Annotated in this window: 15 protein-coding genes; 1 reads left to right on the top strand and 14 read right to left on the bottom strand. The window is 69.7% G+C overall.

All coding sequences use genetic code 11. The features are described from left to right. The 14 genes from SD37_RS10170 to SD37_RS10105 all read right to left on the bottom strand — a co-directional run bounded on the left by SD37_RS10170 (position 1) and on the right by SD37_RS10105 (position 21,959). Entirely contained in the window at positions 1–2,295 is a 2,295-nt protein-coding gene (locus SD37_RS10170; RefSeq protein ID WP_052674868.1) for a class I SAM-dependent methyltransferase, read from the bottom strand. Then, positions 2,292–3,290, bottom strand: coding sequence for a hypothetical protein (locus tag SD37_RS10165; RefSeq protein WP_044850981.1), 999 nt, complete (start codon positions 3,288–3,290; stop codon positions 2,292–2,294). The genes SD37_RS10170 and SD37_RS10165 overlap by 4 nt, the downstream gene beginning before the upstream one ends. Then, the gene (locus tag SD37_RS10160; protein ID WP_044850980.1) at positions 3,287–5,032 is read right to left on the bottom strand and encodes an ABC transporter ATP-binding protein; all 1,746 of its coding nucleotides are present in this window, start codon (positions 5,030–5,032) and stop codon (positions 3,287–3,289) included. Before SD37_RS10160 ends, SD37_RS10165 begins: the two co-directional genes overlap by 4 nt. Further along, positions 5,029–6,750, bottom strand: coding sequence for an ABC transporter ATP-binding protein (locus SD37_RS10155; RefSeq protein WP_044850979.1), 1,722 nt, complete (start codon positions 6,748–6,750; stop codon positions 5,029–5,031). Before SD37_RS10155 ends, SD37_RS10160 begins: the two co-directional genes overlap by 4 nt. Beyond that, positions 6,747–11,945 (bottom strand): non-ribosomal peptide synthetase, encoded by a 5,199-nt coding sequence (locus SD37_RS10150; RefSeq protein ID WP_044850978.1) that lies wholly within the window; start codon positions 11,943–11,945, stop codon positions 6,747–6,749. The genes SD37_RS10155 and SD37_RS10150 overlap by 4 nt, the downstream gene beginning before the upstream one ends. Further along, positions 11,942–13,459: an ABC transporter ATP-binding protein gene (locus SD37_RS10145; protein ID WP_044850977.1), complete on the bottom strand. Its 1,518-nt coding sequence runs from the start codon at positions 13,457–13,459 to the stop codon at positions 11,942–11,944. The genes SD37_RS10150 and SD37_RS10145 overlap by 4 nt, the downstream gene beginning before the upstream one ends. Then, positions 13,456–14,244, bottom strand: coding sequence for an ABC transporter permease (locus tag SD37_RS10140; protein ID WP_044850976.1), 789 nt, complete (start codon positions 14,242–14,244; stop codon positions 13,456–13,458). The genes SD37_RS10145 and SD37_RS10140 overlap by 4 nt, the downstream gene beginning before the upstream one ends. Then, entirely contained in the window at positions 14,241–15,188 is a 948-nt protein-coding gene (locus SD37_RS10135; protein ID WP_044850975.1) for an ABC transporter permease, read from the bottom strand. Before SD37_RS10135 ends, SD37_RS10140 begins: the two co-directional genes overlap by 4 nt. Further along, positions 15,185–16,738 (bottom strand): ABC transporter substrate-binding protein, encoded by a 1,554-nt coding sequence (locus SD37_RS10130; protein ID WP_044850974.1) that lies wholly within the window; start codon positions 16,736–16,738, stop codon positions 15,185–15,187. The genes SD37_RS10135 and SD37_RS10130 overlap by 4 nt, the downstream gene beginning before the upstream one ends. Before the next feature lie 20 nt (positions 16,739–16,758). Beyond that, positions 16,759–17,403 carry a VOC family protein gene (locus tag SD37_RS10125; protein WP_065912785.1) on the bottom strand — a complete coding sequence of 215 codons (645 nt, stop codon included), beginning with the start codon at positions 17,401–17,403 and terminating at the stop codon, positions 16,759–16,761. Continuing rightward, on the bottom strand, positions 17,400–18,470 hold the full coding sequence (locus tag SD37_RS10120; protein ID WP_044850972.1) for a Gfo/Idh/MocA family oxidoreductase: 1,071 nt from the start codon (positions 18,468–18,470) through the stop codon (positions 17,400–17,402). Before SD37_RS10120 ends, SD37_RS10125 begins: the two co-directional genes overlap by 4 nt. After that, entirely contained in the window at positions 18,467–19,804 is a 1,338-nt protein-coding gene (locus tag SD37_RS10115) for a salicylate synthase (protein ID WP_044850971.1), read from the bottom strand. Before SD37_RS10115 ends, SD37_RS10120 begins: the two co-directional genes overlap by 4 nt. Further along, positions 19,801–20,487, bottom strand: a complete 687-nt coding sequence (locus tag SD37_RS10110) for a thioesterase II family protein (RefSeq protein ID WP_236725316.1) — start codon at positions 20,485–20,487, stop codon at positions 19,801–19,803. Before SD37_RS10110 ends, SD37_RS10115 begins: the two co-directional genes overlap by 4 nt. Positions 20,488–21,278: 791 nt before the next feature. Then, positions 21,279–21,959 (bottom strand): TetR/AcrR family transcriptional regulator, encoded by a 681-nt coding sequence (locus SD37_RS10105; protein WP_044850969.1) that lies wholly within the window; start codon positions 21,957–21,959, stop codon positions 21,279–21,281. Between the two features lie 74 nt (positions 21,960–22,033). On the opposite strand from SD37_RS10105, the gene SD37_RS10100 reads away from it, so the two are divergent. Beyond that, positions 22,034–23,218 carry an FAD-dependent oxidoreductase gene (locus tag SD37_RS10100; protein WP_044850968.1) on the top strand — a complete coding sequence of 395 codons (1,185 nt, stop codon included), beginning with the start codon at positions 22,034–22,036 and terminating at the stop codon, positions 23,216–23,218. Positions 23,219–23,653: the final 435 nt, after the last annotated feature.

Here is a 23,653-nt window from a genome sequence, read left to right as displayed (position 1 = left end):
TCAAAATCGGTTCGGCACGCGTGCGACGAACACGCGATGGCCGAGGGGGGTCAGGGGATGGCCGTCGCCGGGCAGGCCGAGCACCCGGTCGAGTCCGGCGTTGTCGAGAACGTCGTTCCACTGCGGCAAGGTCAGGAAGGTCGCCCCGGTCGCGGAACGACCGTCACCGGCCTCGGCCATCAGGAACGCCTGCGAGGTCAGGATCCAGAATTCCTCGACGGTGGGTTCGGTGAGCACCAGCCAGCCACCGGAGTCCAGCAGGCCCACCAGCCGGCGCACCGAAGCGTCGGTGTCGGCGGCCGCGTTGAGGACACCGCCACCGAGCACCACGTCGAACGAACCCGGCGGCAGGTCCGGGTCGACGTCGATGTCGAATCTGCCGAACCGCACCCACGGGTACTCGCGCGACCGGATCGCCGCCTGGTCGAGGAACGCTTTCGAGACGTCCGTGTAGAGGTAGTCGACCTCGATCTCGGCCGACGCGAGAGCGGGCAGCACCCGTTCGGTGGTCGCGCCCGTGCCCGCGCCGACCTCCAGCACCCGCAGCGGCCGGTCGGCGGGCCAGCGCCGCGCCAACCCGCCGATGAACGCGCTGACGGCGCGGTGCTGGTACCGGCCGGTCACGTTCTCCCGGTAGACCGCTTCGGCGAGATCCGTGCGCCCTTCGGGGAACAACAGGGTGACCGCGTCACAGGAGCCGTCGAGCAGGTCGGGCAGGCGTTCGGCGTTGGCTCGGGCGTACTCGACGGTGCCGTCCGATCCGGTCGTCTCCCGCCAGGCCCGAGCGGCCTTCGTCCAGGCCCGGTCGAGCGCGGCATCGGAGTAGTCGTCAGCGGAGGGCACCGCGACCAGAAGGCCGTTTTCGCGGCGCAGCAAGCCTTCCGCGATGAGTACGTCGAGCCACCGGCGGATCAGCTTGGGGTGGGCGACGCCCGCCAGCAGTTCGTCCTCGGTAGCGCCGCGGCCGGCGATGGCCCCGCGTCGGCGCAGCGCGTTGAGCATCGACAGCAGCGCGGTGCGACCGAACTCGTCCACCGCGGCGACGGCGGCCGGCAGATCGAGACCGGCCAGTTCGAGGTCGGCTTCCCTGGCGATCCCGGCAAGGAAGTCCTCACCGACATCGACCGGTTCGATCCGTTCGAGTTCGACGCCGAGCGCGGCGCGCACCCCGTCGTCGACCTCGCCGCCGTGATAGCGGACGCGCGTCAGCGCCGACAGGTCGGCGAGCGGGAGCGACGGTTCACCGGCCAGCGCGCGCACGACGGCGGCCGACAGTGTCACTTCGGTGGCACGAGTGCGTTCCAGATGGGCCAGCACCTTGGCGGCGGGCCAGTCCACGGGGATGCCGACCGCCGTCGCGGAGAAGAGTTGCTGTCCCGCGACCGCGAGCGGGGACGACGGATCCGGCAGCGTCGGTCCCGGTGCGAAGCCCGCCTTCACCAGCGCCGCGCGCCATTCCCCAGCGCTCAGGAACGGAGTGCGGTCACGAGGTTCCCGACGGGACAACAGGAACTGCACGGAAGTGAGTGTCGTCGCGGTGTCACGGATCGATTCGGTGAAGACCAGCAGCCCACCCGGTGCGAGCACCCGGCGGATACGGCGCAGTGTCCGGTCGAGATCGGTCGCGTTGTGCAGGACGTTGCCCGCGAGCACCACGTCCACGGTTCCGTCGGCGAAACCCTGTCCGGCGAAACCGGCGTCGATGTCGAGCGGACGGCACGAGAATCCGGGGTCGTCGCCGAACCGTGCGGCGGCCGCGCGGACGGCCGACGGGGACAGATCGGTGAAGGTGTACGCATACTCCTGACCGTGCAACGCCGCCAGCGCGGCCGCGGTACTAAGCCCCGCTCCGCCACCGAGTTCGAGCACCCGCGGCCCCGCCTGCCGGACGATCTCGGCGCACGCGGCGTTGAGATACCCGGTGAACACATTGTCCTGATAGGCGGCTTGCACGTCGCCCGCGCGCAGCATCAGGTCCCGTAGGGGAACGCTATCGTCGAGCAACTGGGGAAGCCGCGCCAGCGTCTCGCGGTGGAAGCGGGCCATCACAGGCGGGAACCCGAGGTCCGCGTAGGCGCGCTCGAACTCCTCCCCCGGCTCGCGGTACTCGCCGGGCGTACTTTCCGGCAGCGCCAGCCGCCAACGGTCCACGAGCCAGCCGTGGCGGGGTGCGACGGCACCAGACGCCGCAGCCATGGCCCGCAGGCCGGCTTCCTCCAGGATCTCCATCGCGGCACGGAAGGTGCCGGGGTCCCGGTCGCCGAGCGCCACGAGCCCGGCCTCGTGGGCGCTCACAGTGCCCCCACTTCGACCGAGGGCACACCGTCGACCACGAAGGGTTCCGCCACACCGCACTCGGCGAGGCGGCCGATCGTGACCTCGGGATCCAGGACGTCGGCCGCGAAACGCCTGCCCTCGGGCACCTCCCGCCGGATCACCGCGAGCACGGCCAACGCGGTCAGCGCACCGGTCAGCGCACCGTTTCCCCTGCCGCGCAGAACGGCCGTCCTGGTGACCGGCTCGCCCGCGCGCACGCCGTCCATCCGCGCCGTCAGGACGACGTACGGTTCACGCCCGGCGAGGTCGAGCTCGCCGGCGCGGCACAGCGCCGCCACGGCGTCGGCCCGGCCGAGGGAATGGACGCGGTCGAAGGCGGCCCGGACATGCTCGCCGGACACCACCGAATACCAGTCGCCCTTGGCCAGCCCCAGCTCTTCGGCCATCCGGACGTTTTCGGCGTCGAGGTAGGGCAGCAGCGACACTTCACCGGGGAAGAACGGCAACGTCATGCCGGTTCGCCGGGTCAACACGCCCGGACGTTTGCCGTGGCGCCACGCGGCCAGCGCCTCACCGTCCCCCACGGCCGCCAGATAGTCGTCGGCGGCGGTGCGGGTGAACCGGTCAAGCACCCCGAGATGCGCGACCAGGCCGTGCACGGTGTCGAATTCCCTTCGCGCCAGCCAGCGTGGCAGCACTCCGGTCAGCCCCGGGCGCAGTCCCGCCCCGAGGACCACGCGGCCGTCGTCCGTCGTACCTTCCGGCTCCGACGCGTCCACGTGGTCGGCTCCCGCCCGGGCCGCGGCCTGGGCGACCCGATCGCCGACCAGGCGGGCGGGCCCGGCGCAGTTGACCAGTACCCGGCAGCCCTCGGCGAACCTGTCCAGTGACGTCTCGTCCCGGTAGTCCACCTCCCGGCTTCCGCCGGTCCGCAAGGGCCCGAGGCCGAGCGTGCGCAGCGTCCGGACGGCGTGCGAGCCGACTTCCCCGGTGGCTCCGACGATCCCGATCATTTCGTCTCCTCTGTGGACACCAGCCGCCAGCCCTGGGTGCGGCGGCGTTCGGTCCAGAACTCGGTGTAACGGCCGTTCGCGGCCAGCAACTCCTCGTGCGTGCCTGCCTCGGCGACACCCCCGTCGTCGAGCACGAGGATCCGGTCGGCGGCGACCACGGTCGGCAGCTTGTGGGCGATGACCAGCAAGGTTGATCGGTCCATCAGGGTGCGCAGCATTTCCTGCACATACCGCTCGTTTTCCGGGTCGAGGGCGGCCGTCGCCTCGTCCAGCAGCACGATCGGCGCGTCCTTGAGCACAGCCCTGGCCACGGATACCCGCTGCCGCTCACCGCCGGAGAGCGACGCGCCCCCCTCGCCGACCTTGGCCGACCAACCGCCGGGCAGCCTGGCCACGATCTCGTCGACGCCCGCGATCCGGGCCGCCTCACGGACTTCTTCGACGGTGGCCCAGGGCTTGCCCACGCGGATGTTCGCCTCCAGCGTGTCGTCGAAGAGGTACACGTCCTGCAGCACGACCGAGAGCTGGGCCATCAGGTCCTTTGTGGACTGTTCGCGCACGTCCACCCCGCCGACGGAGACCGTTCCGGAATCGACGTCGAAGAGCCGCATGATCAACCGTGTGACGGTGCTCTTGCCGGAGCCGGACGGTCCGACGATGGCGGTCATCCCGCGGGCGGGTACGCGGAACGAGATGCCTTTGAGCACCGGAACGCCCGGCTGGTAACCGAAGTGCACGTCCGTCAGCTCGATCTCGCCGGGTTTCGTCGCCGTCCGGGAGACGGCGGGTTCGTCCGCGGGCCGCTCGTCGAAGATCGAGGCGAGCCGCCGCAGATCGTTGGCGGCCATGCGGGTCATGCCGCTGTGCGCGGCGACTTCGGCCAGAGGCCCGACGAACCGGGCGGCCAACGCGATCAGCGCGATCAGGGTCACCGGGTCGAGGACACCGTTCACCGCGAGCACGAGACCGAACGCGATCACGGCCACGAACGCGAGCTGGACACCGAGCCCGTTGGCCAGCAGCCGCGGTGCCGCCATCAGCAGCAGCCTCCGGCCGGCGGTCTTCTGCCCCTCGATCGCCTCTTCCAGTGGCCGGTATCCCTCCGTGGTCCGGCCGAAGGCACGCAGCACCTGCTGGTCGCGGGCGAACTCCACGACCCGGTTGCCGGCTTCGGTCCCCGCGGCGTCGGTGAGTTCTTCGCCGCGTCCGACCGAGTTCACCGCCCACCTGTGCGTGAGCCACAGCACCGGCGCGCACGCGCAGGTCGCCAGCCCCAGGCGCCAGTCGAGCACGAGCATCGCCGCGACGACGACGGCCGGGGTGAGGATCCCGCTCACCAGCGGGGTGAGCATATGCGCGGTCACGTTGGTGACCATCAGCGTGCCGGTGGTGGCGCTGCGGGACAGCCTGCCCACCTTCTCGGAGGTGAACCAGCCCAGCGGCAGCGACGCCACGTGGTCGCCCAGCCGGTGGTGAAGGCTGGTCAGTGTGACCAGCGAGAGGGTGAAACCGTGCATCGCCTGCTGGTAGCGGGCGACGCAGGTGGCGATGACGGCGGCCAAGACCACCGCCAGCCAACGCCACGCCGTGTCGACGTCACCGGTCAGTAGCGCTCGCAGCACCGGTACCAGCGCGACCATCGCCACGCCTTGAAGCAGCGAGTAGGCCAGAAGCCAGCTCAAGTACACCTTCACGGCACGGTGGTGTTCCGGGCCGAGGATCTTCATCAGGTCCCGGATCATCGGGTGCTCCCGTCGGTGTAGGCGTCCCACATCCGGGCGTAGCGGCCGTTCGCGGCGAGCAGTTCGTCCTGGGTTCCCTGTTCCACCACGACACCGCCGTCCAGCACGACGATCCGGTCGACGCCGGCGATGGTGGAGAGCCGATGCGCGATCACGAGGACCGTCCGGCCCCGGGCGAGCACGGACAACGCGTCCTGGATCCGCGCCTCGGATTCCGGATCGGCGTAGGCGGTGGCCTCGTCCAGTACCAAAATCGGCGTGTCGGCGAGCAGGGCTCGCGCGATCGAGAGCCGCTGCGCCTCACCGCCGGAGAAGACGGCGTCTTCGCCGACGACGGAGTCGTAGCCCCTGGGCAACGCCAGGAGGCGGTCGTGGATGCGGGCGGCCGTGGCGGCGGAAACCACCTCCACGTCGGTCGCGTCCGGACGGCCGAGGCGAAGGTTCTCCGCGACCGTGCCATGAAGCAGCCGCACGTCCTGGAGCACGAAGCCGACCTTGCGGTACAGAACCTCGGGGGCGATGCGGCGTACGTCGACACCACCGACCCGGACCTCGCCCGAATCGACGTCGTAGAACCGGGGCACCAGCTTGGCGAGGGTGGATTTCCCTGCCCCGGAGCCGCCGACCAGCGCGGTGACCGTGCCGGGCAGGCAATGCAGGCTGACACCGGACAGGACCGTGTCCGTTCCCTCGTAGGCGAACGACACGTCGACGAACTCGACGTCGTGGCCGAGGGGTTCCAGGGGTTCGTTGGGCACGGGCAGTGGCGGGGTGTCCAGCAGTGCCGCGATCCGGTCCGCCGCGGCGATCGCCTTGCGCTGCGCGGTGATCCCTTGGTTCAGCACGAGCAGGGTGGACGGGATGATCATCGCGACCAGGACCTCGGCCAACGCTTCGACCGGCGTCACCCAGCCCTCGGTGACGAACCAGATCCCGCCCGCGAGGCTGACCAGCGCGACCACCGGCGCGGACAGCGCCAGGGAGGTGAGGGCCTCGAGCCTGAGCATCGGCCGCACCCAGCCCGCGTACTTGTCGCCGAACTCGCCGACGGCGTCGTCATAGGCGCGGTGCGCCCGGTTGACCTGCCCGAACACCTTGATCACGGTGATGCCGTGCACGAACTCCACGATCGCCGCGCTGACCCTGGCCACCCCGGCGTCCAGTTCGGCCATCTTCCGCCCGAAACCGCGCATCATGGAGCCGTAGGCCACCAGGTAGACCGGCAGGGTCGCGACGGCGAGCAACGCGAGCCGCCAGTCCAGCCAGCACAGGTAGGCGATACCGCCCAGTGGCAGCACGACCGCACCGGTCATCTCGACATCGTGGTGCGCCACCAGGTGGTGCAGGTCGTCGATGTCGTCCTGGGCGGCTTTGCGGACCAGACCGGAACTGGTGTCGGAGTACCAGCCGAGCGGCACCCGGCCGAGCCGGTGCACGATCCGGCGGCGCAGCATGGCCTGGAGCCGGTGATCGGCGACATGCGTCACCGACAGGCCGCCGCCGTTGGCCGCCCACCCGATCACCAGCGCGAGGGCGATGATCCCGGCGATCGACCAGACCTCGCCATCGTCGACTGGCCCGGGGGCCAGTAAAACCCGGCCCAGTTCGGCGATGCCGACGAACGGCACCAGCGTGGTGAGCGCGCCCACGGCGGCCAGCACGACGCCCAGGCGGGTCAGGCCCGCCACCGGCGCACGCAACTCGCGCAACGCGCTCATGTGCGTGCTCCCCGGCTGATCGCGGCGCCGAGGTGATGCGCCACGGTATCGACATGGGGCGGCTCGATCACGCTGAAGTGGTTGCCGGGTACGTCGAGCACCGTGAACTTCCCGAGGCAGGTCTCCTGCCAGAACGGTGCGGCGAGGTGGCCGACCCCCGCGGTGATCCCGAACGACTGCTGTTCGGTGGCACGCAGGAAGGTGATGTCACCGGCGTAGGGCTCGGGGTCGAACCGGGCGGCCCGGATGCTGTGCCGGCTGACTTCGAACAGGGCGGGTACCAGTTCCGGGCCGATCGGGATCCCGGCCTGATGCGCGGCGGCCTCGGCGTAGGAAGCGAGCCGTTCGGCCTGGGTGCGTTCGTGTTGCCGTCGCACGGCGGCGGCGACCTTCTCCAGACCGGGGTCGCCGGTCAGCGCGGCCATGGCCCCGGCGGGCACCATGCGGTCGTGCTCGGTCATCAGCTTGTCGATGGCGCGATACACGTCCGCACCGTCCACATCGGACCCGAACACCGCGGCGACCGGATCGAGGTTCAGATTGGGCACGAAAATGGCCTCGTACGCCAGTTCCTCGTCGGTCTCGAGGAACATCGGGATGCTGTCGACCAGGGTCAGGTCCGCCACCACCGCGCCACGTTCGAGCAACCGCCGGGCGACTTCGGTCGCCAGCAGCCCGCCGAGGCAGTAGCCGATGAGCTGGAACTCGGTATGTCCTTCGGCCAGCAACCGGCCGGTGTAGTCGTCCGCGAGCCGCCCGATGAGTTCCTTGGCGTCGATGGACAGGTAGCCGTCGGTGTCGGCGACGGCGATACCCACGACCGGCCCGAGTTCCTGCGCCACCAGCGCGTTCGCCAGCGAGTGGAAATAGTCCATCGTGCCCAGCGCCGAGTGGAAGAGCACCCGGACCGGCCCGTCACCGCTTCCACCGAACGGCACCAGCAGCGAGTTCCCGTTGTCACCGCGCGACGCGATCGACGCCGGGCGGTCCTTGGCGCGCAGGGACGCGGCGAGCGCCGCCACCGTCGGCTCATTGAGCATCTGCCGGAGCAACGTGTCGTAGGCGACGTCCGCCGCTTCCGGCACCTCTTCGCGCAACCGCCCCGCGACACGCGCCAGGATCAACGAGTCGGCGCCCCGCTCGTAGAAGTTGTCGCGCCGCCCGATCCTGGCCAGGCCGAGAGCCTTCGCCCACAGCGCGCCCAGCCGGTCCTCCAGTTCGTCCGGGGTCGCGCCGCCTTCGTCACCCGCGTCGCCGGTGGCGGCGGGACGCCAGCCCGCCAGCGTCTTGCGGTCGACCTTGCCGTTGCCGGTGAGCGGCAGTTCGTCCACGACCTGCAGATGCGAGGGCACCATATGCGCGGGCAGCCGCCGGGCCAGGAACGAGGCCAGTTCGTCCGCCGCGACCGGCGCGCGGTCGGCTTTCACCCGCTTCGCGAACAAGTGGATGCCTTGTGCCGCCTGCGGATGGTCGTCGCCGGGCAGACACAGGTCCACGCCGCCGACCAGGTCGAGCCATTCCTGACGGCCACGCAATGCCGGGCCGTCCATCATGAAACCCTGTGTCAGCAGGATATGCGGATGCTCGACGGTGGGTTCGGTGAACACCAGCCAGCCGCCGGGTCCCACCAGGTCCAGCACCGCTTCCGGCCGCCGCACGCTGTTGAGCACGCCGGCGCAGAGCACGACGTCGAACGAGTTCGGCGCGAAGCCCTGTGACCGGTGGTCCTGGTCGAGATCGAACAACCCGAAGCGCACACCGGGTCGCTCACCGAAGCGTTCCCGGGCCTCGGCGAGGAAGAACGGTGACACGTCGGTGAACAGGTAGTCGACTTCGTGGCCGGCGAGCATCGGCAGTACGGCGTCGGTGGTCGACCCGGTGCCCGCGCCGACCTCCAGTACCCGCAGCGGTCCGCCGGTGTGCGCCGTGGCGATCCGGTTGAGCAGCGCGGCGACGGCGGCGTTGAGGTAGCGGAAGATGGGGTTGTCCCGGTAGATCGCTCGTGCCGGGGCCATGTCGCCCTGGGGGAACAGCAGCTCGAACGGATTCTGCTCGTCGTCGAGCAGTTCGTGCACTCGCTCGACGTGAGCTCGATGGAACGCGAGGAACTCCGGCGTGCACAGGGGATCGTCCTCGAGCAGCCCCCACGCCTCTTCGGCGCTGATTCCCAAGGCGTTGATCTCCGGCGCTTCGCCGAGCAGGTCACGCCAATGGCGAGCCAGCCACTGATGCCGTTCGTGCACCTCGGGGTGACACGCAAGCGCTTCCCGCATCGACGCGAGCGCGGCCTGGTGCAGAAGCCGGACGTGCCTGGCGACCTGAGCGGCGTCGAAGTCCGCGACCTCCCGGTCCGCGAACCGGCCGACCATGGCGAGATCCGGCGTGGCGACCGGTTCCGTCAGTCGGGCGGGTTCGACGAACGCGAGCAGCGCCCGCTCACCGTGACGCTCCCCCGCCACCACCGCCGCTGCCGCGCCCACGGCGTCGTGGGCCAGGAGCGCGGCCTCGACCTCGCCCAGTTCGACGCGGTGGCCCCGGATCTTGACCTGCTCGTCCTCGCGGCCGAGGAACTCGATCTCACCACCGGGGAGATACCGGCCGAGGTCGCCGGTGCGGTAGAGCCGCTCCCCCGCGACCGTGACGAACCGCGCCGCGGTCAAGGTTTCGTCGCCGAGGTAACCCGTCGCCAGTCCGGCGCCGCCGATGTACAGCTCGCCGGTGGTCCACACCGGACAGTCGCGATTTGCCCCGTCCAGCACCCGGAAACTCTGGTTGCCCAGCGGGACACCGTAGGGAATGGAGGTCCAGTGCGGCGGCACCCGGTCGATCGGATGGTGAATGGACCAGATCGCGGCCTCGGTCGCGCCGCCGAGACCGATCACCTCCAGCGCGGGGGCGAACGCCCGGATCTCGCCGGGAAGCGTGACCGGGATCCAGTCACCGGACAGCAGCGCGAGCCGCAATGCCGGAATCGGCACCGACTCCGACGGCAGATAGTGCGCCAGCATCTGCAGTTGCGCGGGCACCGAATTCCAGATCGTGACGCCGTACTCGGCCACGAGCCGCGCCCAATGCGACGGGTCGGCCGGGCGGGCCGGGTCGGGCAGGACGAGCGCGCCACCCACGGCCAGCAGGCCGAAGATGTCGTAGACCGAGAGGTCGAATCCGAGCTGCGCCAGGCCGAGCACCCGGTCGGACGCGGTGACGCCGAACCGGCGGTTGACGTCTTCCACGGTGTTCAGCGCCGCCCGGTGGGAGATCATCACCCCCTTGGGATCGCCGGTCGAACCGGAGGTGTGGATGACGTACGCGAGCGAATCCGGATCGCCCGCGGCCGCCGAGGGGATCTCCGCGGCGGGTACGACGCCGTCGAGCCAGGTCCGGGTCACGACGTGGCCGGCCGCTCCGATGAGCTTGTCCCGCCGCAACGGCGGCTGGGTGGTGTCGACCGGCAGGTAGGCCCCGCCCGCGAGGAGAACCCCGAGTACCGCGGCGATCTGGTCCGGCCCCTTGTCCAGGTTGACCGCGACCGGTTCGCCCGGTGTGACGCCCTGGGCTCGCAGCGCTTCCGCGATCCCGCCTGCCCGGCGGGCCAGTTCGCCATAGGTCACCGTGCCTGCCGGTCCGGTGACCGCGACGGCGTCCGGGGTACGAGCGGCCTGGTCGAACACCTCGGTGTGCAGCAACGCCGACGGCAGCGGAGCGGCGGTGTCGTTGACCCGCGCGCGTTCGCCGGCCTGCCATCTGGGCAACGGCACCAGTTCGGTGCTCAGCCACGCTTCGGGCGATTCCGCAAGCCGGAGCAGGGTGACGTCGAGCGCGGCGAACATGTCCTCGATCAGGCCGTCGGGGAAGATGCCCTGCCGGACGTCCCAGTTGACTTGGAGGCCGTCCGTGTCGTCGGTGACCTGGCAGTCGAGGAAGACCTGCGGGGTCTGGGTGATGCCGGAGCCGGTGCGGCCGCCGAGACCGATCGCGCTGGTGAACACGACCGGCATCAGCGCGGCGTCGCGATCACGGCGGCGGGCGATCTCACGCATCACCTCCACCCCGGAGTACAGCCGGTGGTCGAGGTCCTCGAACACTTGCGCGCCGGTTCGCGCGGCCCATTCGCCGAACGGGATACCGGCCGCGTCCTCCACGGCCAGCAGGCTGACCGACGTGAAGTCGCCGACCAGCCTGTCCACCTGCGGATGCAAGGGGTGCCGGTTGAGCAGGGTGAGGTTGAGGCCGAATCGGGGACGGCGGGACCACCGGCCCAGTACGGCGGCATAGGCGGCGAGGACCGCCGTCGACGCGGTGACGCCGTGGAGGCGGGCCTGCTCCCTGAACGCGTCCCACCGCGACGCGTCGAGTCTCGTGTGATGACGGCGAAAGCGGACCGGCCCGGTCTCGGTGGTGCCGAGCATCGGCAGTTCGGGCGCCGCGGGCAGGTCGTCGACCCTGGCTTGCCAGTACTCCCGGTCCTCGCGGTAGCGGGCGGTTTCGCGCAACCCGCGTTCGGCGAGCAGATAGTCGCGGAACGTGATGTCCAGCGCTGGGAGGACCGCGTCCGGGTCCGCCAGCAGGAGGTCCAGTTCGTCCAGCAGCACACCCGCGCTGGCCCAGTCCGCGATCAGGGAGTCCATCGAGATGTGCAGCAGGTCGCCGTGCGGCTGCCGGGTGACGCGCAGCTGGAACAACGGCCAGACGTCGGTTTCGTAGTGGCGGTGCCCCAGTTCGGCGCGGACGGCTTCCGGTGAATCGGCCAGCGGGACCGGGCATCGCGGCACCTCGGGCAGGACGTGCTGATAGCCGTCGCGCTCCACGACGGCGCGGAGCATGTCGTGCCGTCGTACCAGCTTGTTCCAGGCCTCCTCGACCCGCGCCGGATCCAGCTCGGGGTAGAACACCTCCAGGTAGCCGTGGCAGGCGACGCCGCCGTGACCGAACGATTCGCGCCTCCCCAACAGGTAAGCCGTCTGCACGTCGGTCAACGGGAACGGCTCACAGCGGGCGTCCGCGTCGTGGGTGACGGCCGCGGTTTCGCCGTCACGGGCGAGGAGATCCACGATCTCGTCTTTGTGCGACCGCAAGGTGGCGCGCCACTCGTCGGTGAGCACCCCTCGGGGAGCGCGGAAGCGGATCCGGCCCGCTTCCTGCCAGAGGTCCACCCCCAGCGTCCGCAGCTCGGCCACGATCTCGGATGCGCTCATGCCGGTAGAACTCCTTCGGGGATAGAGGGAACGAGCAACTGGGTGACGAGCACTTCCGGGTCTTCGCCGGAGGGCAGCAGCTCGGCGGTCGGGCCGGACGCGACGACGCGACCACCGGCCAGCACCAGAACGCTGTCCGAGGACGTCGCGGCGACCCACGGGTCGTGGGTGATCAGCAGGAGCGCGAGGCCGAGTTCGGCGCGCAGTCCGGCGAACAGGTCCAGCATTTCGGCCTGGGTCACGGTGTCCAACGCGGACGTGGCTTCGTCGCAGATCAACACCTGGGGGCCGGCCGCGAGCGCCCGTGCCAGCGCGACACGCTGGCGCTGGCCGCCGGACAGCTCGGCGGGTAGCCGGTCCGCCATCCCCGATGGCAGACGGACGGCGTCGAGCAGGCGGGCGATCTCGGCGGCCTGCCCGGCCCGCGAGGTAATGCCCCGCAGCCGCCGCAGGGGTCGGGCGAGGGCGGTGCGGACGTCCTGGCGTGGGTGCAGCGCCTCGGCTGGATTCTGCGGCACCGAACCGATCGCGGCCCGTTCCGCGGTGGACCGCCGTCGGACCTCGGGCGGCAGCTCGGCACCGTGCAACAGCACGGATCCGCTCTCCGGGCGATGCAGCCCGGCCAGGCACCGGGCGAGCGTGCTCTTCCCGACGCCGGACACCCCGAGCACGGCGAGACATTCGCCGCCGCGGACGTCGAAGTCCACATCGGACAGAACTCGTCGACGACCGTAGCCTGCGGTCAGCGACCGTCCACTGAGGACTGCTTCGCGACCGGCGATGCTGTTCCCTCGAGTGGCCGGCAATACTGGCGCGATCGGCATTTCGGCGACGGGGCGGCCCTCGGCGACCTTGCCCCCGTCCAGCACCACGACCCGGTCCACCAGCGCGCGCACGGTGCCCAGGTCGTGGCTCACCCACAACAGGGCGACCCCGGCGGCGCGCAGCCGCCGGATCTCGTGCAGGACCTCGGCTTTCGCGACCAGGTCGAGTGCCGTGGTCGGCTCATCCAGAACCAGCAGACGCGGTTCGCGCGCCAAGGCCGCCGCGAGGGCCACCCGTTGCTGCTGGCCACCGGACAGCTGGTGCGGGTAGCGGCGAGCGAACTCGTCCTCCTCGGGCAATCCGACCCGGCCCAGCAGACCGCGAACCCGTTCGGCCCTGGCGGCGCGCGGGGTCGTACCCGCCGCCGTGAGCAAAATCGAGGAGATCCGGGCGTAGGGATTGAGCGACGCACCGGGATCTTGCCCGAGGTAGCCGATCGTGTCACCGCGGACACCCGGCGCCGGTTCGGGCAGCATGTCCTTTCCCCGCACCGAAATCCGTCCGCCATCGTGCCGGACGCCGGACCGCAGGTGTCCCAGCACCGCCAGAGCGAGCGTCGTCTTGCCGGAACCGGACGCGCCCACCAGGCCAACCGATTCCCCTTCCGCCAGTGCGAGATCGACGCCGTCCAGCACCGGCCGGTCACCGGCCAGCAGCCGCAGACCGGTGATCTCCACGAAAGCGTTCATCCGAGCAACCCCCTGGATCGCCGGGTCAGCGCGTCGGACATGAGGTTGGCGGTCACCGCGACCAGTGCGATCCCGGTGACCGGGGCCAGCAGTGCCCACGGTTGCAAAGCCGCCCCTGGCAACGCTTCCACGATCAGCAGGCCCCAATCCGAAGCCGACGTGCCCAGCCCGAGGAAACCGGCCGCGGCGACCAGGTACACGGCACCGACGAAACGGATGCCGAAATCGGCCAGTACGGTGCCCGCCACCAGCGGCAGCACCTCACGGCCGAGGAGCCACGCCCAGCTTTCGCCACGGGCGACGGCAGCCTCGACATGCGCACGGCCCGTCACCTGTTCCGCCGCCGCACGGGTGATCCGCGCCGACAGCGGCAGACTCGAAAGCGCGACCGCCAGCACGAGCCCCGCCCGGTTCGGCGCCGCGGTGAGCACCAGCAGCAGCACCAGGATCGGCGGGACGGCGGCGAGCAGGTCCAGCGGACGCGCGAAGACCGCTTCCACCCAGCGCCTGCCGGGTGCGGCGAGCGCGGTGAACAACCCCGTCGCCACGCCGGCGCCCGAGCCGATCAATGCGGCGAGCACGCTCGTGAGCAGCATCGGGCTGCCACCGTGCAGCAGCCGCGACAGGACGTCACGGCCGAGCTGGTCGGTGCCGAGCAGGCCGCTCGTCCCCGGCGGGGCGTACGGCGGACCGACCGGCGCCGTCGGCGCATACGGGGCCAGCCAAGGTCCACAAAGGATGATCAGGGCCGCGAGGCCGAAGACGGCCCACTTCGTCTTGGTCACGAGGCGCTCGTCCGCAGTCTTGGCGTCAGCAGCACCACGGCGAGATCCGCCAGCACGAGTGCCGCGAGCATCGCCGCCCCGAGTACCAGCACCAGGGCCTGAACCACCGGGAGATCTCCGGACTGTACGGACGCGACCAGCGGTTCGCCGATTCCCGGATAACCGAAGACCTTTTCCACCAGGACAGCCCCTCCGGCGAACGCGACCCCGGTCACCAGCCAGACCTGCACCGCGACCGGCAGGACCGCTGGGACGACGGCGCGGCGCAGCACAGTCCCTCTCGAAGCGCCGCTCAGTCGCAAGCACTCCACATGCGGGCTGTCCAGCACGCTGCACGCCGAGGCCCGGATCACCCGCACTGCGTAAGCAAGTCCCACCAGCAGCAGGCTGAGCACCGGCAGCACGAGCACGTCCGGATGATTCAGCGAGCTCTCGCCCACCGGAACCAGTGACACCGCGGGTACCAGCCGGAGGCTCACCGCGAAGACCAGCACTAGCGCGCTCGCCACGACGAATTCCGGCACAGACACCAGTAGCAGAGCGCCGGCCGACAAGACCTTGTCCGCCGTCCGGCCCCGCCACGAGGCCGCCGCCAGACCGAGCACGAGGGACAGCGGGACGAGCAGCAGCACCGAAAGGGCGGCCAGGACGGCGGAATTGCCGATCCGGCCGGACAGAATGTCCACGACCGGACGCCCGGACGCGGAGGTGCCGAGGTCACCGCGGAACAGGCCGGTGACCCATTCGCCGTAGCGGGTGAGCACCGGCCGGTCGAGCCCGAGGTGCTGTTTCAGTTCGGCGACGCGGTCGGGAGAGGTGTTCGGGCCGAGCCTGCTGGTGACCGGATCACCGGGCAGCAGATCGACTCCGACGTAGACGACGAACGTCAGCAGCGCGAGCAGCACCGCGCCGGTCGCGAGCCGTCTCGGAATCGATCGGATCACGCCGGCCCGGCCTTACCGAGGTAGGGATACTTGGCCTGATCACGGATCTCGATGCCCGCCACCGTCTTCCGGGCGAGGCTCAGCACGTCGGCCAGTCCCCACACCACGGTGTTGCCCCGGTCCGCCATGACGTCCTGGACGACGCCCCACGCCTTGGCCCGTTCGGCCTCGTCGGCGCTGCCGATGGCCGTGCCGAAAGCGGCGGTGAACTCGTCGTCGGCCAACGCCAGCGGCGGATAGGCGCTGAGCCTGCCGTACATCACGGCCAGGGGAACGGCGCCGCTGGAGAACGCGACCGCGTTCGCCGCCTGGACACCGTCGGGTTCGAAGAACTCCGTCGGACTCACGATGTCCGCGCGAGCCTTGAGCCCGATCTCCTTGAGCTGCTCGACCAGCAGCTGGGTCGAGACGTTGTAGCCGGCCTCCCACTCCGCCGTGCGCAGCACGATCTCCTCGGCGTCGGCGCCGGATTCCTTGACCAGCCTCCTGGCCTGGTCGAGGTCGCGAGCGAGCGGCTGACGCGGCGTGAAGTACTCGGCACCGGCGCACAGCAGGTCGCTGCCAGGTGTCCCGAACCCCAGCAACACGGTGTCCACCAGGGCCTGCCGGTCGATCCCCAGCCGGACCGCCTTGCGGGCCCGCGGATCGTCGAACGGCTTGATGGTCGAGTTGAGCACCCAGCCGTACGCCGTCCGGCTCTGCTCGCCGGCGGTGCGCACCTCGAAATCGTCCCCCGCGACACCGGTTTTCCCTGTGGTGAAGGGAATGTCGCTCGCGTAATCGGCCTGGCCAGTGAGGACCGCATTCACCTTGGCCTGCGGATCGGACAGGCTGAGCAGCACGATGCCGTCCGCCGGAGACTGACCCGCCCAATGCTCGTCGAACCGTTCGAGCCGCGTTTCACGACCCGCCTCGAACGCGGTCACGCGGTACGCGCCGGTCCCGACGGCGGTGGCGCCGCCGAACGTCGCCCCGTTCTTCACCATCTTTCCGGGGAACGCGGCCAGGAACAGTGCGGGGTCACCGACCGGTTTCCGGGTGGGCACCACGAGCGTGAGCGGATCACGAACCCGCACCGCCTCGAAGTCGAAGTACGCGGAGAGCTGGCTGGGGTAGGCACGGTCGGGAGAACTCATGAAGCGGAAGCTGTAGGCGACGTCCTCCGCGGTGAACGGCGAGCCGTCGTGCCATTTCACCCCTTCCCGCAACTTCAGCACGAACGAGCCGTCCCTCGGGCCTGCCTCGACCCCGGTCGCGAGCGCGGGCACGACCTCGCCGCCCCGCAGCATGAACAGCGAGTCGAACACGACATCGCTCCGGACGAGGTCGGCGGGCGAGCCGCCGCCGAACGGATCCAGGCTTTCCGCGGCGCCTCCCCCGGTGAAGACCGCGCGCAGCGTGCCTCCCCGGCGGGCAACGGCCGGTCCGGTGTTCCGTACCGGCCCGGAGGCGGGGGCCGCCGTGCCACAGGCGTTGAGGAAGACGCCCGCTCCTGCCACGCCGGACGCGAGCCAGGCGGTCCGGAACAGGACGCGACGATTTATCGACATGGGATTCTCCTCCGGGTGGCTCAACGAGGCAGGAAACAGGCGCCGTGCAGCAAGGCAGGATCGAGTTCGGCCTTCAGACCGGCCAGTTCCACGGCGCGGATCGCCGTCACGTCCGCGGTGCGGAGCTCGAACTCACCGCCGGCCGTGAGCCGGTCGAACGCGGCGCTGTCCGCGGAAGCGACATCGACGATGACGCGGCTCACCGCTTCGGCGCCGTTGGCGTGCACGACCTTCTCCGGATGTTGCGGCGGCTCGTACGGGGGGACCAGGAACGGCGCCCGATCCTCACGCGGGTAGGTGAACGCGAACTTCGTCGTGGAACCGTCCGGTTTGGTGCGCTTCCAGTCCACGACCCGCCCGGCGCGCCGGAGTTCCTCACGTCCGGCGAGCACCGCGGCGTCGCAGAACCCTTCCGCGGCACGAGCCCAGCGCGTCATCCTCGGCCCCCCGCCCCGGCCGAAGGCCAGGTTCAGCGGCAGCGCCATCAAGGACGCTCCGGGGGGCGTGGTGAGCAGCTCCACGATCGGTCCCGTACGAAACCAGATATGGGCGTGCCGGGCCTTGCGCTCGGCGGAGGCGTAGTCGACGGTGAACCCGAGTTCCCGGAAGTCCCGCACCGCCTGGTGCAGGTCGTCGACCTTCAGCAGGACATGGCTGCACTTCATGCGGGGCCCTTCGAGCCGAGGAGATCGGCCAGCGGGATCGGTTCCGGCTCCGGTGGTTCCACGAGTTCGGGTAACCCGATCCGGGCGGTGAGGTCACTCCACATCCGGGAGACGCCCAGTGCCCACTGCCCTTCTGCCATCCGCCTGCCCGGCTCGGTGGCGTCCTGGCGAAGGTTTCGCAGGCTTCGCGCGACGGCGTCGGGCCAGAGGTCGGCGAACACCTGGTGATAGGTGCCGGGCGGCTCGTCACCGACCACGACCGTGCTGGGCACGTCGAGACGTTCGGTACCCGGCCCGGCCATCACCAGCCTGCCGGTCTCGTCACGGGGCGAGTGCAGGCGCGGATTCCACAGCACCGGGCCGTGGGTGTCGGCCAGCGTCAGCACTCCGCCTTCGCAGCCCACGGAAATCCGATGGAACAGATGGGAGTGATTGTCCGGATCGCCGGGGTGCACCTGGTTCTGCACTCGCACCGTGACCGGCACCCCGCCGACTTCGGCATGCAGACTCACGAACGGTTGCCGCCGCGCGACGTGCACGTCGCCGAACGTCCACGGCCGCAGCCCGCCGGTCATCCGGCCGAGCACGTCCAGCAGCGGGTAGGCGACCTGGCTGTTGCAGGCGGCGTCGATGAAGTCGAGTCGCTGCCTGCTCCGCAGCACGCCGACGGCGGCCAGGAATCTCCGCACCGGCCGGAGGTTCGGGTACAGGGTGTTGACCGCGTAGGCGGCATCGCCCGCTCGCGCGACCCGCAGGTTCGCGGCGATTTCGTCGGCGTGCACCGGATGTTCCTGCAGGACGTGTACACCCCGGCGCAGAAACGCCTGCGCCAAACCGGTTCCCGGCCCGCCGAGCGCACCGGACCGGACGACGACGCAGGCGATTTCCACGTCGTCGGGCACCTCCTCGGCGGATCCGAACAGTGGCACGTCGTAGCGCACGGCACAGGCCCGCGAGTGGTCGCTGCCCCGCGCCAGCACTCCCGCCAGGGTGAAGTCGGGCGCCCCCACCACCGCTTCGAGGTAGATCCGCCCGAACGACGTCCCCGCCACCACCACGCGGGTCACGAAACGCGAGCCGGGACGCGGGCGGGCACCGACGGCACGAGAAAGCGCGACACACTGCGCAACTTCTCCGCCGTCTCTTCGAACTCGCGGTCCGGAGTGGACTGAGCCACGATTCCCGCTCCCGCGCGCAGCCACGTACGTCCGTCGCGGCGGAAGACAGTGCGCAGCACCAGAGCGGCATCCAGCGAGCCATCGGAATCGAGGGTGAGCACGGCCCCGCTGTAGAGCCCGCGGGCGCCGGATTCGTTGCGGCGAATCGACTCGCAGGCCTCCGCCTTCGGGATTCCCGACGCGGTGACCGCCGGGAACAATGCGGCCAGAGCGGCCCACGCCGTCCGGCCCGCCGTCAGCCTTCCGGCCACTTCCGAGGCGAGGTGCTGCACGCTTCCGCGTTCCTTGACCGCCATGAAATCGGCGATGTGCACCGATCCCGGTGCACAGACCCCGGCCATTTCGATGGCGGCGAGCCGCACGGAAATGGCGTGTTCGAAGACTTCCTTGGCATCGCGGTACAACTCGTCACGACGTGCCGAATCGACCGGCGTGTCGCCGTCGAACGCTCGCGTCCCGGCCAGCGGCTGGGTGCGGACGATCCCCTCGGCGCCGACCGCCGCGACGATCTCCGGACTGAACCCGGCGGCCTCCCAGCCACCCGAACGCAGCAGGAAAGAACGCGCGGGCGCGTTCCCCCGGCGACCGGCCACATAGGTGGCGGGCAGGTCGAGTTCCTGCTCCACCGGCACGACACGGGACAGGATCACCTTGTCCAGCAGACCCGACCGGATTTCGGACACGGCCGCCGCCACCGCTTCCCGGTACCCGGACGAGTCCTCGTGTTCGTCGATCGCCACCCGGTCCGGTGTCACCGGGGCCGCCGCCGCGGTCACCGCGTCGGCAAGCCGTCGCTCCAGTATGTCCACTTCGGACTCACTCGCCGCTCGCAGCGTCGCCACGCCGTTCGAGAACCGGATCTCTCGGCGCGGCACCGCGAGATGGGCCAGCTTGCCGTCCGTCTCGGCGGGTTCACCCCCGTGCAGCAGGTGACTCCATTCGTAACCGGCCCACCCGTAAGCCCGCCACCGCGGAACGGTGATGGCGCCGAGCGCCGCCGCCACCGCCGCGTGCGGCCGGTCCTCCGGGAATGCGCTCCGCTGTCCCTCGACGGTCAGTGTCGCGCCCGACGCGTGCACGCTGACGACCGCGGACTCTCCTTCGGCCCAGCTGACCGAGTTCTCGTTCTCGTAGACCATGTGGGGTTCGGTGGAACCGGCGGCCAGCGCGGCCGCGATCTCCACGTGGTCCGGCTCGATACGGACCCGGCGTTCGAACGTCACGAATTACCTCTCTTCGCGGGGAAGGGACGGGCAAGGAGATCCAGCACGGCCGCGGCTTCCTCCAGCAGATAGAAATGCCCTCCCGGCAACACGTGCAGGTCGAACGACCCGGTCGTGTGCGTGGCCCAGCGCTCCGCCTGTGCGGCGTTCACTTCGCTGTCCTCACTCCCGATCACAGCGGTGATCGGGTTGCTCGGCTCCCCACCGGGCAGGTGCCGGTAGGTCTCGGCGAGCCGGAAATCCTCACGAATCGCGGGCAAGAAGACCGACCGGGCGTCCGGGCCGGCCAGCAGAGCACCGTCCGTACCCCCTAGCCCGACCAATTCGGTCACCACCGCGTCATCGGACATCCGATGCACCGCTCCACCCGGTGAATCCGACGGTGCCCGCCGTCCGGACACCACAAGCCGCGCGGGGGTGACGCCGTGGCGGAACTCCAGGGTTCGCGCCACCTCGTACGCCACGAGCGCGCCGAGGCTGTGTCCGAAAAGGACGATGGGTCGATTGTCATACGAGACCAGCTCCGACGCGATTTCCTCGGCGAGAGCGGACATCCCGGTCGCGAACGGATCACCCAGCCGGTCTTCACGGCCCGGATACTGCACGGTGACGACCTCGAAGGCCGGCGTCATGGCGGCCGCCCAGGAATTGTAGAAACTGGCCGCGCCTCCGGCGTGCGGCAAACAAATCACCCGTGCCTCGGCCGCAGGACGAGGCAGGCGGCAGCGTAACCACCTGGACCTCACGCTCATGACTGCCCTCTCGTAGGTCACACACAGTGTCCAGGACTTCATCCGGCCGTCAGCTTATTAACAACGATTATCAGTTTCGATAGAGTGTGGCGACTGACACCATCCCACTCGTCGACTCAGCCTCGCTGGAGAATGTCTTTGCACGCCAAAGACTGACGCGCTCAACTCGAGCGTGCCAGTTGTGGCTCACCGTTGAAGTTAGGCTCCCCTAAGCATGAGAGCAACTAGTTACACTCCGTCAAGTACCTTCGGGCAGAGATCGCCACCACGAAGGCACGATGCCCAAGAGGTCCGTTGGACCGAATGGCGTATGCCTTACCGTCCGGCCGCCGTGAAATGACGTTTCGAATGCGCGCGGACGGGCCCCGTGTACACCCGGATCGACAGAAGCGGTGCGGCGTCTCTCTTCGCGGCGGAGCTGGACCGTCCATCGCAATGAAGGTCGAATCCGTTGACTTACAAAGAAAGGAGAACATCACCTACGTGCGCACCGCCGGCGGCGTCCCCCAAGCGTTGCGAAAGCCACTTTCGCAACCTTCAACGTTGCGAAAGTGGCTTTCGCAGCACCCGAGGCGGCGGGCGAGCGACCCACCCGAGAACACGCCACGTTTGCCTTGCCTCTCTATAACAACCCTGGCGTTCCGCGAATCGCGACCTGGGATCCCGCCGCCGATCGGGCGTTTCGCGAGTCTCGCACAACTGGTCATTGGCGAGAACGCCGGCTACGGCGCCTGGCGCTGTGCCGTGACGCCCGCGAGGATGAGGTCGATTCCGGCGATGAACTGTGCGCGGTCGTCGTGTCCGGGCAGTTGTGAGGCGATATCGGTGACGAAGGGGTACTCGGAGGGATTGAGCTGCTCCCAGCGCGCGGCCTGCTCGCCGAGGAATGTGGACGGGTCACCGTGCTGCAGGACCAGGCGGGCGCCCGCGGCGTACTGGCATGCCAGGCCGAGGACGTGGTTGAGAAGAGCCGTTGCGACGTTGAACTGCGACTCCGGTGGGACGCCGAGTGCTCTGATCTGCTCGCCGAGGCTGTCGAAGATGCGGAGCATTGCGGGCTGCCACGGCTCACGGGCGAGTTGTGCGCCGATCCAGGGGTGGGCCGCGATGACGTCGAACACCTCGGAAGCGATCGCGAACAGTGCCTCCCGCGGGGTGACGCTTCCCGCGACGCCGGTCACGGCTCGCCCGACGACATCGGCGGTCACGGCGGCCAGCAACCCGTCCTTGTCCCCGATGTGCCAGTAGATCGCACCTGATCCGGTCGCCAACCGCGCAGCCAGAGCACGCACTGTCAGCCCACGCTCACCTTCGGTGTCGAGAATGTCGATTGCCGCATCGACGATGCGCTCCCGAGACAGCGCGTCGGTGCGCCTCGTGGTCCGTCGCCCGGTCGTGGTCATGGCTTCATCTTGACACGTATGGAACCGTGCTCCAATATGGAACACGGTTCCAATGCCTAGGAGATGGAGACGTCATGGCTGACTTCGACACCGCAACGCCCTCTTCCGCGAGTCCCGTGACGATCATCGGGGCGGGCCTCGGTGGGCTCACCCTCGCCCGTGTCCTGCACGTCCACGGCATCCCGGCGACGATCTACGAGGCTGAACCGTCGGCGGATGCCCGCACCCAGGGCGGCCAGCTCGATCTGCACGAGTACAACGGACAGCGTGCGATCGCTGCGGCCGGTCTCACCGATGAGTTCCGCGCGATCGTCAACCTCGGCGGCGAAGCATCACGGGTGGTCGACCCGAACGGGGTGATCTTGCTCGACGAGCCCGACGACGGCACGGGCGAGCGTCCTGAGGTCCTGCGTGGCGATTTGCGTCGCATCCTCCTCGACTCCCTGCCCGACCAGATGATCCAGTGGGGCCACAAGGTCACCAGCGTCCGCTCGCTCGGTGAGGGCCGCCACGAGCTGGGCTTCGCCGACGGGTCCACCGCGACGACCGGTTTGCTCATCGGCGCGGATGGCGCCTGGTCGAGGGTTCGTCCGTTGCTGTCTGCGGCCACACCCGAATACACCGGCATGGTGTTCATCGAGACTTACCTGCATGACGCTGACGAGAAGCACGCTGCCACGGCCAAGGTGTTTGGCGCGGGCAGCTTCCTGGCCGTCGCGCCCGGCAAGGGCATCGTCGGGCACCGGGAACGCGACGCCGTCCTGCATGCCTACGTCGCGGTGACCAAGCCGCAGGAGTGGATCCGCGAACTCGAACACAGTGATACGGCGACGATCATCGAGCAGGTCGCTGCCGAGTTCGCCGGGTGGGCGCCGGAACTCACCGCGTTGATCACCGACGCCGACACCGCACCTGTTCTGCGGGCGGTGAACAAGCTGCCGATCGGCCACCGGTGGGACCGGGTCGCGGGTGTCAGCCTGCTGGGTGACGCCGCCCATCTCATGTCGCCCTTCGCCGGGGAGGGTGCCAACCTGGCCATGTTCGACGGCTCCGAACTCGCAGCAGCGATCATCGCGCACCCCGGCGATGTCGAGGCTGCGCTCGCGGAGTACGAGAAGGCGTTGTTCACTCGCAGCGCGCAGTTCGCCGCCGACTCCGACGGCAACCACAAGCTGATGTTCGCCGACGACGCGCCCCAGGGTCTGCTCGCGCTGCTCACCGGCACGGCTGCGTCGGTGATGTCCAGCGCGGACGAATAAATCGCGCAGGTGACGGCCAACTCGTTGAACCCTTCGGCCTCGTTCGTGATCGCGGTGATCTGCTCCCGCAGCTGCAGATCGTTCAGAAAACGCCGCAGCGTGACCACCCGAGTCCGCGAACGCACGATAGAGCCGGTTCTTACGCGAGCGATGTGGCCCGCCGTCGCATCGGGCCGGTGGAAATTCAGGTCCGCCCAGCTCCGAATCCTCGGCGACAGATCGAACCCGAGCAGGCCGGCGAGCCCGGACACCGGGCAGCGACTGCCCTTGCGTTTCGGCGTGAATGGTGTCGGGGTCGAAGTCGTTGTTCAGCAGCCCGTCGACGCTGTGGATCGCCTCCCACGTGGTTTTCCTACCTGTCGATCTGCGAACCGTCGACCGTCCCGTCACCCCCACCCCCGCGACGTCCAGCTCCGCGAGCGCGTTTTTTTCCAC

It is taken from the genome of Amycolatopsis orientalis (genome assembly GCF_000943515.2).
Classification (GTDB): Bacteria; Actinomycetota; Actinomycetes; order Mycobacteriales; family Pseudonocardiaceae; genus Amycolatopsis; species Amycolatopsis orientalis.
The sequence above is the reverse complement of the archived record's forward strand: the minus strand, read 5'-3'. Positions and strand labels throughout refer to the sequence as shown.